10 protein-coding genes are annotated in these 11,541 nt (G+C 40.2%); 3 read left to right on the forward strand and 7 right to left on the reverse strand.

Translation table 11 applies throughout. From position 1 onward, the window contains the following. Positions 1-377: 377 nt before the first annotated feature. The 4 genes from RMZ41_RS13945 to ureE all read right to left on the reverse strand — a co-directional run bounded on the left by RMZ41_RS13945 (position 378) and on the right by ureE (position 2,694). Positions 378-803: a class I SAM-dependent methyltransferase gene (locus tag RMZ41_RS13945; RefSeq protein ID WP_322642845.1), complete on the reverse strand. Its 426-nt coding sequence runs from the start codon at positions 801-803 to the stop codon at positions 378-380. A gap of 61 nt (positions 804-864) precedes the next feature. Next, complete coding sequence (gene ureG, locus RMZ41_RS13950) at positions 865-1,461, reverse strand: urease accessory protein UreG (protein ID WP_322642979.1); 597 nt, start codon at positions 1,459-1,461, stop codon at positions 865-867. Positions 1,462-1,583: 122 nt separating this feature from the next. Next, positions 1,584-2,276, reverse strand: a complete 693-nt coding sequence (locus RMZ41_RS13955) for an urease accessory protein UreF (RefSeq protein ID WP_322642846.1) — start codon at positions 2,274-2,276, stop codon at positions 1,584-1,586. Continuing rightward, the gene (gene ureE, locus RMZ41_RS13960) at positions 2,251-2,694 is read right to left on the reverse strand and encodes an urease accessory protein UreE (RefSeq protein WP_322642847.1); all 444 of its coding nucleotides are present in this window, start codon (positions 2,692-2,694) and stop codon (positions 2,251-2,253) included. The genes RMZ41_RS13955 and ureE overlap by 26 nt, the downstream gene beginning before the upstream one ends. A 411-nt stretch (positions 2,695-3,105) precedes the next feature. Here ureE and RMZ41_RS13965 point away from each other — a divergent pair, with 411 nt between their 5' ends. Further along, positions 3,106-3,924, forward strand: a complete 819-nt coding sequence (locus tag RMZ41_RS13965) for an NADPH-dependent oxidoreductase (protein WP_322642848.1) — start codon at positions 3,106-3,108, stop codon at positions 3,922-3,924. 76 nt (positions 3,925-4,000) lie between these two features. On the opposite strand, the gene RMZ41_RS13970 is transcribed toward RMZ41_RS13965, so the two are convergent. The 3 genes from RMZ41_RS13970 to RMZ41_RS13980 form a co-directional block, all read right to left on the reverse strand. After that, positions 4,001-4,702: a peptidoglycan-binding domain-containing protein gene (locus RMZ41_RS13970; RefSeq protein ID WP_322642849.1), complete on the reverse strand. Its 702-nt coding sequence runs from the start codon at positions 4,700-4,702 to the stop codon at positions 4,001-4,003. A 306-nt stretch (positions 4,703-5,008) separates the two neighbouring features. After that, positions 5,009-5,554: an RNA 2'-phosphotransferase gene (locus tag RMZ41_RS13975; RefSeq protein ID WP_322642850.1), complete on the reverse strand. Its 546-nt coding sequence runs from the start codon at positions 5,552-5,554 to the stop codon at positions 5,009-5,011. 61 nt (positions 5,555-5,615) lie between these two features. Beyond that, the gene (locus tag RMZ41_RS13980) at positions 5,616-6,926 is read right to left on the reverse strand and encodes an amino acid permease (RefSeq protein WP_322642851.1); all 1,311 of its coding nucleotides are present in this window, start codon (positions 6,924-6,926) and stop codon (positions 5,616-5,618) included. A 757-nt stretch (positions 6,927-7,683) separates the two neighbouring features. Here RMZ41_RS13980 and RMZ41_RS13985 point away from each other — a divergent pair. Together RMZ41_RS13985 and RMZ41_RS13990 are read left to right on the forward strand one after the other, a co-directional pair. Next, on the forward strand, positions 7,684-8,925 hold the full coding sequence (locus RMZ41_RS13985; RefSeq protein ID WP_322642852.1) for a hypothetical protein: 1,242 nt from the start codon (positions 7,684-7,686) through the stop codon (positions 8,923-8,925). Positions 8,926-9,116: 191 nt separating this feature from the next. Then, positions 9,117-11,426: an NAD(P)-binding protein gene (locus RMZ41_RS13990; protein WP_322642853.1), complete on the forward strand. Its 2,310-nt coding sequence runs from the start codon at positions 9,117-9,119 to the stop codon at positions 11,424-11,426. Positions 11,427-11,541: the final 115 nt, after the last annotated feature.

The following is an 11,541-nucleotide window of genomic DNA, read 5'->3' on the forward strand; positions in this document are numbered from 1 at the left end:
AAACTTGACAGACTATTAACACAGACAAACAATAATTCGAGCAATTAATGTACCTTATAACTTCGGGAAGTGCTGTATTCAAATTGAAAATCAATGTTGTTCAAAGATAAATATAATTGAGACTGGTTTTTTAGTCTTTGGGTGACAGGGTTCTATTAACTTCACCAATCGGTAATTTCTCAGATGAAACTCAAGAATCCATGATTCGATTGTTCTGAAGTACCAGGGAGCAGGAGCAAACGCCTCCAATTGTATTCCTTGCCAGGAAGTTTCCCGCCACCCATCAGAGTATGGAGAGTCCCCACAAGCCATCAGAGGATGGAGTGTTTGAATGATTATTTTCCCCTTATCCTCTAACAAACTCTTACCTGCTTGAGCTATTTCTTCAACCTTGATCGCTTACTCTCATAATGGCAGGAGTTCTTTCCTAACAAACTCTTACCTGCTTGAGCTATTTCTTCAACAGCGTGTTCTCCCAGCAATGAAAAATTGCAGATGAAGCAGTCAAACTTGTTAATGCTGCCAAATTTTTGTGACGAAAGATCCGAGTATGAAGATACAACAAAGCGGACATCACCAAAGCACCGTGCTGATTCGACAAGCTCCGCAATGCCATCAACTCCCCATCCATCAAACCCGCGACAGAACAGTTCACGGCATAACCACCCTTCACCACACCCGATGTCTAAAAACGTTCGCGGTTCAAGTTGAACTACGGCTTCTACAATCGCTCTGTCTGTAACTAAAGCGCGGCTCTCAAGAAGTTGGTCACGAATTACACGAGTCCACAGTTTGGCGTTCACTGCCCATGAATGGAGAATTTGTTGTTCATTTTTTTCCATAGCTCAACTGATAAAATTATTTTCAACAAATATTTGTACAAACAAAGTTAATGACATCTGCAAGTCCCGACTGAATTTTTAAGTTAGTAAAAATAAAAGGTTTATCACCGCGCATTTTTTTAGCATCCCGTTCCATCACACTTAAATCTGCGCCTACATAAGGTGCTAAATCTGTTTTGTTAATCACCAACAAATCAGACTTGGTAATACCGGGGCCACCCTTGCGAGGAATTTTATCACCAGCCGCAACATCAATGACGTAAATTGTTAAATCCACCAATTCTGGACTAAAGGTAGCAGCTAAGTTATCACCGCCACTTTCTAAAAATACCAAATCCAAATCGATAAAACGTTCCTCTAACTGTTCAATTGCTGCCAAATTCATTGAAGCATCTTCGCGGATAGCAGTATGAGGACAACCGCCAGTCTCTACACCCAAAATGCGATCGCTAGCCAAAGCTTGAGAACGCACTAAAAATTGGGCATCCTCCTGAGTATAGATATCATTTGTCACCACCGCAATTTGATACTGTTCACGTAATCCCTTACACAAAGCATCCACCAAAGCCGTCTTCCCCGAACCCACCGGGCCAGCAACTCCTACTCTAAATGCATTCATTGTTATTTGTCCTTTGTCATTTGTCATTTGTCATTTGTCATTTACCTTTGGTACATAGTTATTAGTCCTTAGTTTTTGACCAATTCCCAATTCCCAATGCCAAATTCCCAATTCCCAATTCCCTAATTCCTAAACAACCTTGTATACTGCGTTTCATGCTGCATACTTGCCAGTGATAAACCCCAACTACAACAGGCAAGTTCATCATCCTCCAAGGCTAAAATTTCTAGGGATGCAGTGCTAAATAATGGTTGCAAATCTAGCAATAACTGCTGTCCTGCTGTTTGACCAAGGGGAATAAGTTTTACGCCAGCAGTAATCAAATTACTTGCCCAACTATGCAGATATGCAAGCAATGCAGCTTTGATGTTGATTTGCCAATGGGCAATGGCAATACCAAAAGCGATCGCATAATTGCAAGGATTACCGACAGCATTGGCAATAGGTATAATCTCCGGTTCTAATTTACCAAGTAATTGGATGAGCGATCGCCCCATCTGCCAACTAGAGGCGCGTAACTCTTCTGTTTCCCTAGCTGCGGATAACCACAGATTCCAACGGCATAGCGACTCGACATCATTCATTTTTGCCGATTGCTGCGATCGTACCATCACCGCCGCCTCTAACCGAATTGCCCCGTAGAGTAACTCTGCTTTTAACCAATCTTTGAGTTGTGTGTGGTTAGCGATCGTACCATTTTCTACCAGCATTTCTAAGCCTTCAGAATAACTATACGCTCCCACAGGCAAGGCGGGGCTAGCCAACTGCAAAATACTCAAAAGATGGCTATCAGTGAGCATGATGGTGTTGTCCATAAGCCCCTAATTCTGGCTGAAATGGTAAATTTTCTTCTTTAACTTCTAATCCTAGTTGTTCCAACATCGCTTGTAAAACCGAATCGGAGGAGAAGCGTAAATAAGTCGGGGTAATTTCTACAGGTACATGGCGATTTCCCAGATGGTATGCCGCCTTCAATAATAAAAGTGGTGTTTGGGCAAAAGCAGTTATTACTAGTTCTGGTTTGGCAGTAATTCTAATTAAACTGTTATGGGTTTCTTCTAGTAGAATATCGCCATCGTGTAAAACAGTTCCTCTGGGTAAATGTAAAAACACAATACCATCTTCCGTTTCAAAGCGATGACGGCTACGGGTACGTTCTTCTGCTGTTAGCGCCAGAGTAAAGATTACTGCTGCATCGCCATTAGGTGGTTTAAGCTGGGTAAATGTCAGCATACATTTCGTGTTAACTTCCGTTTTTCAGGTTCTTGCGTTGGTTTTATGCTAAAGCATTAAAACCACAGTTTTATAGAAAGGCTCAAAAACTTAAAACCCAGTCACAGCAATAAAACAGGAGTCAGAATACAGAATTCAGAATTCAGAATACTCTACCCATAAAGGGATAGAGTTTTAAGGCGAGAATATTTTAATTCTTTTCGCTTGACTTCGGGCGAAAGCGTGTAGTGGGGCGTTCGCGGTAGCGTCTTGTAGAGTTGCCAGGTTTTAACCTCTATTCGTTACCCACTCGTACAGAATTTATACCTGTAATTCTGAATCTTCTTATAAATATATAATTCATACTTGTTTTCTGACTCCTGACTCCTGAGTTCTGCTTTGATAAAATATCTGAAAATCTGGGAGTTGATTATGACTAATCCTACAGAACTACTGCGATCGCGCTACGGTGAAATCCCCTTCAATCCTGAACAATGGAATGATTCTCTAAGGGCACTATTATCTCACCGTTCCATCCGGTCTTATCTATCCGATCCTCTACCGCCAGGAACTCTGGAGTTGCTAATTGCAGCCGCCCAATCTGCGTCTACTTCCTCTAATTTACAAACCTGGAGTGTGGTAGCAGTTGAAAATCAAGAACGCAAAGACGAGTTATCTAAATTAGCGGGGAACCAAGCACATATTAAACAGGCTCCTTTATTCTTGGTTTGGTTAGCAGACTTAGCGCGTCTAAGTTACGTTGCTGAGAGTCGCAGCATATCTCATGATGCCCTAGAATACTTGGAAATGTTTGTGATGGCAACAATTGATGCAGCTTTGGCGGCACAAAACGCAACAGCCGCAGCCGAGTCGCTTGGTTTAGGAACAGTATATATCGGCGGAATCCGCAACCAACCGCAAGAGGTAGCAGAGATATTAAATTTACCTTCCTCTGTGTATGCTGTATTTGGGTTGTGTGTAGGCTATCCAAATCCAGAGGTAGAAGCAGCGATTAAGCCAAGGTTGCCACAATCAGCTGTGCTGCACCGCGAAACTTATAAATTGGCAGAACAAGAAGAAGCGATCGCTCACTACAACGACATCATCAAAGAATTCTATACTGAACAACAGATGAATGTCGCTGGTGATTGGTCAGAACACTCAGCCCAAAGGATCGCCACTGTTGAATCATTGAGAGGACGCGATCGCTTGCGGGAAGTTCTCAATCATCTTGGCTTCAAGTTACTGTAAACAACAAAAATCAAGCAACAGGACTTTTCAAACATTCTCTAAAGCTTGAGGAATTTTACCAAATTTTTCTCAAGTTTTACAACCCAAGTGCTTTTCGAGTTCCAGAACCAACAATTCCATCGGCGATTAAGTTTTCGCTTTTCTGAAATGCTGTTACAGCAACATCAGTAGCCGAACCAAATATACCGTCTATCTTAACGTTAAAACCCTTCTTGGAAAGTGCTTTTTGGAGAGCAAGTACGTCATCTCCTTGCATAAATGGTTGACTGAGAAATAGAAGTCTTGGCTGCCCTGAAACGGTATTAGGCTGTGATAAAGCAATCATTTCAGACTGGATAATTGGATATTTTGCATCCCAAGTGCTAGGTTCTCTCAAATTTAAACTATCATCAATATGAACCGGATCTTCAGGGTTGAAATCTCCACCCCATCGCAGAATAGGATCTTGACGGATACTTTTAATAAAATTCTGAATTACTTGTGGAAGGTTGTTTAAGTTTTTCTTATCCAAAGCTTCACTATTAAATAACCGTTGTCCTAACATAATATTCATATCGATACCATGACCTACCAAGTGATTCGACCGACTTGCAGGACGTACAATTGCTCCAAATACACTACCTCCCTGTATCCGAGTTGAACTTGTTACAAAAATTTGTATGCCGGCATCAGCAGCAAATTGATCAATTTTTTCCAAAGAGTCAAAAAAATCTACATCTGCTAAAATTGGTTTTCCGATAAATCGAGGTGATTTAAATGCTTCGAGTTTAGTTACCATAATTCCCTTGATTCGATGCTGCACTTATTAATCAGTAATTTAAGTAATTATTAGCGTCAGTTTTCTGAACTAACAATAATTTTGAGAACTCTATACCTATGGTGCAAGTCTTGGTAGAAAAAAAGCCATAATCCCTCATAACCATGACAATGACATCCACTATAAGCTGCCTTTTGGTATAGTCCAAAGCGCCAATTACAACTGCTGTCAGAAGTTGCGGGTAGACGCAATGCTATCAAATACTTAAAACAAGGGGACAGTTCGTATTTACAGATTTCTAAATAAATCTTAACAACTTATGAACACTCAAATTCTTTGTAGATACTCAGGTGGCACATGATCCACTAACCAAACACCATTAGCAGAACAATAAAAAATATAACCCGCCTGATGCATTGCCACAGTATTTACAGCAAAAACTACTGCTTTTCCATGCCTTGCACCAACAGTTTGCGCTGTTGCAATATCCTTTGATAAATGAACATGATGCCGTGACATTTTGCAAAGTCCTGTTTGCAGAATTGACTCTACAGATTTGTGTCCTGTACCGTGATAAAGCTCATTTGGAGGAGTAACAGGCTCTAATTGTAAATCGACTTTTACACTATGTCCTTGGTTAGCCCGAATCAGAGTACCTGTAGAATCAAAAGAAAAGCGTTGTTTATCGCTGGATTCAACTACCGCCTCTAACTCTTGACGGGTAATGGGAAACTTGTTTTTAGCACAAGCTGTAAGTAGTTCATCAACAGCAATCCAACCACCGGGAGCAAGTTTAATTCCAATTGCGTCCGGTGTGTGTCGCAGATATTTGCTGAGATATTTGCTGATTTTGACGAGGCGAGTATCACTCATAAGATTGTGGTTGGCAGAATATATACTACAAGTATATATTTACAATATTACATTAAGCTTTTTAGTAAATCGACAGAATTTGTCTTCCTATCATCGCTAATGCCACTCCAATCATCACAATTAGCGTCACCTTCCCACCAGGAACGAGTGATTGATTTATGCTATCTAAATTTTTTTGTTCTTGACGTTGCTTCCAACTCATTAACGCTGGAATAATTCCACCGAGAACTGAGATACTGAATGTTCCGGTGTAATCTAGGGCAGTAAAAAAGATGCTAGGATTGAGCGTTCCGAGAGTCATTGGAGGGAAAAGAACCAGGGAATATAAGGGGAGGCGACTAGAAAATTTACTTTGTGTAACGAAGAAAATATCTTTCAATAAATCCAGCAAACCGTAGACAAATCCAATGAATGATGTAGCGATCGCAAACTCTGAGAAAATGGATACTAGCACCCCTAACCATTCCCCTGCCCCACCTGCTCTTAAAATTTGTAGTGGATCGAGAACAGTCTTACTGTCAGATGCACCATGTACTATATCAGAACTGACGCTTCCTAAAATTACAGCATTCCACGCCAAAAACATAATTAGAGGAATCACAGAACCAATAAAGATAGACTGACGAATTTTGCGGGCATCCCCTTCGAGTTGGGTTACAACCACAGGCACAACGTTTTGGAAAAATAGTGCCACAGACATTACTGAAATAGCGCTACCAAGGGCACTCCAATTCTGAAATAACAGTAGGGTACTCTGAATGTGCCTACTCGCCAAAAACAATAATCCTAAGAAGGAAACGATGACAATTCCGACAAAGGCGCTGTTTAATTTTTCAATAAACTTTTCTCGCCCAAGATACATAATGCCACCAAATAAAAGCGTGAAAGTCGTTGTACCCACCCACGTAGGCAACATTTGCAAACCCCCAATTTTTGCCGCCGCAGAAGCTAAAATCTCTCCGCCTTGGGTGATGTATGCCACTAAAAGAGCATAGTGCATGAATAAATATGCACCGCCAGCCATTCGCGCTCCCAGTTTACCAAGGATTTTCTCAACAACTCCCAAAAAACCGATACTCGCACGCCCTTCTGTTCGCATCGTGTTTAAGGTAACATCTGCAACTAATAACCCGGAAACTAAAGCGTAGAGCCAAACAGCAATCAGTCCAGATGTGGATGGTACAATCCCAGATGGCATGGTGACGGCTGGTAGGGCAAGAATCCCCGCCCCAACAGTAGTTCCTGCAATCAATGCAGTACTTCCCAATACGCTACCCGGTTGATGATTGAGCTTTTTTCCATCAAATTCGAGATGAGAAAACAACCGAGTTACTTGCTCAGAATTGTTGAGAACAGTCTTTATGGAAACCATACCGAATATCCGTACCTAAACCAAGCAATATTAACATACGTAAACATTGTTCGCAAAAATCCTGATTTTATGTAGTGTTAGGATTTCAAGCGATCGCTTTCTAGGCTATTAACCTATGAGGGTAATCAAATGTTTTATACCAGTTGTAGCAACTGCATATATGTAGATATTCACAAATGCGATCGCGCTCTCTCCTCCAATACCATAGCCAATCAGCCCTCCTGACAGTGGCTATTGGATAAATAGCGATCGCTTTAGTGATAAACCTTGTACAAGATTTACTGTTTGAGCAATTTGTTAGAAAAGTCAGTGTAAAGGGAACACTTCAAACAAGGCCCTGTGCTGAACAACGATTGTCATATATTTTACAGATTATTGGGGTTTTCTTCTCAGCTAGTAGCCCAAAGCAACATGAAAATACTACCGTAGTATATCGATTTTGATACCTAAACCACTAGTTATAGTTACACAACAGCTAAATGCAAAAGTTGAACCTACCAAAATACTTACATTCTCTATGGAGTCAAATTTATAAACATAACCATGATTACTCAAAGCTTATCTACGCCATCTAAAAGCTTAAAACGCACTTATATAGGCATTTTTTCAAAATTTTTAATTTTATTAGGGACAAATGAAAACTCCTTTGACACAATAGGACAGAAACAGAGAGGTATCTAATATTCTCATCTCTCTGTATATATAATTAGGCAACTCAACTGGTATAAAAACAACCAAGTCAATTAGTCAAAACCCTATGAACACCGACAATCCTTTGCAAGCAAGTTTCCATACAGCTTTAGGCGCTGTTAGTGAATTTACTGCCCTACTTCAAGAACCCCAAAAGCTGACAAATTACTTTACTCAATTGCAACAGAAGCCAGATCGATTGTTCCAAGATTTAGCGGTAAAAGGCAAAAATATGGAACAAGACATGACTAGTTTTTTCAAAAATTACTTTTGCGGAAGTGGTAACACATTACCATATCCCAAATATATAGAAAGGGCAGATGGACAGGCGTTTAATCAACCCTACGAAATCAAAGGGACAAAAATGTACGGCTTTGTCGTTGAGGGTTCAATGGCGAAGTTACAAGAGGTGTGTGATAAATATCTCAACGATCCCAATAACGGAGAGATTGAATATCGTCCAGCGATGAACTATCTCGTCTTGACGTTCAACAAGATAGATTCTTTAAGTTCTATCTATCCTCCCGACTATGACAAAGGAACTGTGCATGAAGAAGAAGCCATTTTTTGGATGTTGACAGTGGTAGGTAAAAGAGTCGGGCCTTTATTCATAGCCGAACGCCTAGCTTGGTTTATGCCTTACGTGTACGTAAATAATTCTCCCATCCTAGTTTCTGGTAGAGAAGTCTACGGCTTCTTTAAAGAACTTGGCCTATTTCAGATCCCTGAATTAAATCAAGAACCGGATTTATTCACTGTAGACACCTTAGTATTTAAAGAATTTTCTCCTACAAGCCAATCTATAGATGCTCGCCTGCTGGAAGTTCAACGCATCAGTAGAGGAGAGAAACATCAAGCTATCAAAACATGGGACAATTTTGAAGAAGCAGTAAGAGCGATCGCTAGCTTATTATTTGATAATGACGAAATTCTAATTCCCGGCTTACAGTTACCCTTCAACCTCCTCGAATATCTCCTAGAAAGAATCGTTCCCCTTGTTACCCTCAAACAAATCCGCGACGTAGAAAATAGCAAAAAAGCTTGCTATCAAGCACTGATTGAATCCCCCATGCAACTACAAACCTTCTATGGCGGAAAACTCTTTGGCTTCAATGATTTTGGCGATCAATTTCAATTAAAAATCAATAAATTCGCTAGCCAACCAATCGTCCAAGATTTAGGACTAGACAAAGGTTATCCCGCAGGTAGTGAATCAGTAAATATCGCCGTAAAGCTTGGTTTCGTGCTGCATTTCGACTTCACTCTCAAAGACGGGAAAGCCGTTTGGCAAGCACCACAGAAAAATTAGTATTGGACGAATATATAATTCGCTACTACACAAGTTATCGTCCACTGACATGGGCTAATAAATCAAGGGTTTACTAACCTTCTAAGAAATCTAAAGTCTCGTGTAGTCGTGACTGATAGTTGCCCAGACTTTTCTAACACCCTCTGAGTTTTGAGTAAAAATTACTACCTTATTGACAAAGAAAAACAACCATGTCTAAAACCTTCAAGCCCAAAAAAATCGCTATCTTAGGCGGTGGAATGTCATCACTAACCACCGCTTATGAATTAACCAGTCAACCAGGATGGGATAGTCTCTACGACATTACTATTTATCAGACAGGTTGGCGCTTGGGTGGTAAATGTGCAACTGGACGCAACATCAAACCCGATGCACCTAATCGTGAACCAGACTATCGCATCGAAGAACATGGACTGCACATTTTTTTTGGATTCTACGAAAATGCCTTTCGTCTACTCAAGCAATGTTATGACGAATTAGGTGGTAACGGGCCTTTCAGCACTATAGAAGACGCATTCAAACCCCATAGTCTCATTGTCCTAGAAGAATACATTAATAAAAATTGGGTAACTCTGCCTTTTGATTTTCCTACCAATTCTCTAGTTCCTTGGAAAGGCGGCGGTATTTCTTCCCTTTGGGATCATATCTGCACAACCATTGAATTCGTCATTCAGACTTACACAGTAATTGATAATTATAGTCAGTCCAAGTTTACTAAAGGTTCTTCAGCATCTCTTGCCAAACAAATGGCATTAGGCAAAGAGGTAATGGAATATTTATCAGATAGTAGTCTCTTGCAGTTTCCTAGCCAGTTGATTCAGTTATTTCTTCAAAAACCGATGTTTTGGGGAGGATGGCTGAACAATATCAATCAATTCATTGGTACTATCCTTCAAAATCTAGACTTGACTTCTGAAAAAGTATTCTTAAATCTTGCTTACAACCTAGCTAAATCACTGCCCAAAAATCCCAAAACTCATAGACGCGAACATCACCAGTTGATTCTTAAGCTCATAGACCGATTTCAAGAAGAGTTGATTGGTCAGATAGAATCTAAAATCGGACAAAACCCTGAGATGTGTTGGCGTTTAACACTCATCGACTTAGCATTAGCAAACATCCGGGGTTTATTTTTAGACGAGATAATTGATTTTCGTTCCCTAGATAGTTTAGATGAGTATAACTACAAAGACTGGCTACGAAAACACGGAGCTAGGGAATCAAGCGTTAAATCAGCATTTATTCGCGTTTTATACGATTTAGTCTATGGTTTTCCAGAAGGTAATACCGATAAACCGCAACTAGCAGCCGGAACAGCTATTCGTGTCCTCACCACGATTTTGTTCAAATACAATGGCGCAATCATGTGGAAAATGCAATCAGGGATGGCGGAGGTAGTCGTCACTCCACTATATAAAGTGCTAAAGCGTCGCGGTGTAAAATTTAAGTTTTTTCATGTTATTAAGCAGTTGCACTTGGATAAAGATCAACAATCAATTGCTAGTATCACTTTGGCTCGTCAGGTAAATTTAAAAAACCCAAAGCAAGAATATCAACCACTCATCACAGTTAAAGACATTGATTGTTGGCCTAGTGAACCTCTTTACGATCAGATTGTCGATGAAGAAGCTCAAAAACTCCAAGACAAAGAAATTAACCTTGAGTCATATTGGACACCTTGGCAGAATGTAGACAAAATTACTCTCACCAAAGGCAATGATTTTGATATTGCCTTACTAGGAATTTCTATAGCTGCCTTACCCTCTATTTGCAGTGAATTGCTCCATGCTAAAAAAAATCCGGCTCACCAAAAATGGAGCGAGATGTTAACGCAAGTCAAGACAGTAACTACTCAAGGTGGACAAATATGGCTTAAGCCTACGTTATCGCAATTAGGATGGCAAAAATCTAGCCCCGTGCTTGGAGCTTACGTTGAACCGCTCGATGTCTATGCAGATATGAGCGAGTTAGTACAACGAGAAAATTGGCCTTCTGAACATTATCCTTACAATGCAGCTTATTTCACTGGTGTAATTGCAGATCCAGGGATTCCTCCTCACACAGCTTATGATTTTCCAGCTAAAGCCCAACAAAAAGTTGAGCAAGAAGCAATTAACTTCCTCAACAATCACGTCGGACACCTATGGCCTAATGCTACTCAGCCCAAAAATCCCCAAGGTTTGAATTGGGATTTACTAGTAGATTTTCAAAACCGTCAGGGCGTAGAACGCTTTAAAGCTCAATACTGGCGAGTTAACATTAACCCATCAGAACGGTATGTACTTTCTGTACCTGGAAGTAGCAAATATCGACTCAAAACTGATGAATCTGGGTTTGATAACCTTTATCTAACTGGCGACTGGATTAACAACGGTTATAATTCCGGTTGTGTGGAAGCCACAGTAATGTCTGCAATGCAAGCAACACGAGCTATTCTGAACCAATGCTTTCATATAAAATACACCAAAGAAATTATTGGTGAGTGGGATTCTTGGTTATAAGGGTACATTCAAATTAACAAGATGCATTTTGACAAAATCAACAAAAGTTAGCATTATTCAGGTCGTTAAAACCTATATTATTCGGTAGATAGATGCATTTTTAAAGTTTGTTCTA

The organism is Nostoc sp. DedVER02 (assembly GCF_034530675.2).
GTDB lineage: Bacteria > Cyanobacteriota > Cyanobacteriia > Cyanobacteriales > Nostocaceae > Nostoc.

What these genes read in the sequence shown, in the direction of transcription:
- RMZ41_RS13975 (WP_322642850.1), bottom strand. Translation starts at nt 5,554, where the DNA reads ATGAGTGATACTCGCCTCGTCAAAATCAGCAAATATCTCAGCAAATAT.
- ureG (WP_322642979.1), bottom strand. Translation starts at nt 1,461, where the DNA reads ATGAATGCATTTAGAGTAGGAGTTGCTGGCCCGGTGGGTTCGGGGAAG.
- ureE (WP_322642847.1), bottom strand. Translation starts at nt 2,694, where the DNA reads ATGCTGACATTTACCCAGCTTAAACCACCTAATGGCGATGCAGCAGTA.
- RMZ41_RS13965 (WP_322642848.1), top strand. Translation starts at nt 3,106, where the DNA reads ATGACTAATCCTACAGAACTACTGCGATCGCGCTACGGTGAAATCCCC.
- RMZ41_RS13955 (WP_322642846.1), bottom strand. Translation starts at nt 2,276, where the DNA reads ATGGACAACACCATCATGCTCACTGATAGCCATCTTTTGAGTATTTTG.
- RMZ41_RS13990 (WP_322642853.1), top strand. Translation starts at nt 9,117, where the DNA reads ATGTCTAAAACCTTCAAGCCCAAAAAAATCGCTATCTTAGGCGGTGGA.
- RMZ41_RS13980 (WP_322642851.1), bottom strand. Translation starts at nt 6,926, where the DNA reads ATGGTTTCCATAAAGACTGTTCTCAACAATTCTGAGCAAGTAACTCGG.
- RMZ41_RS13970 (WP_322642849.1), bottom strand. Translation starts at nt 4,702, where the DNA reads ATGGTAACTAAACTCGAAGCATTTAAATCACCTCGATTTATCGGAAAA.
- RMZ41_RS13985 (WP_322642852.1), top strand. Translation starts at nt 7,684, where the DNA reads ATGAACACCGACAATCCTTTGCAAGCAAGTTTCCATACAGCTTTAGGC.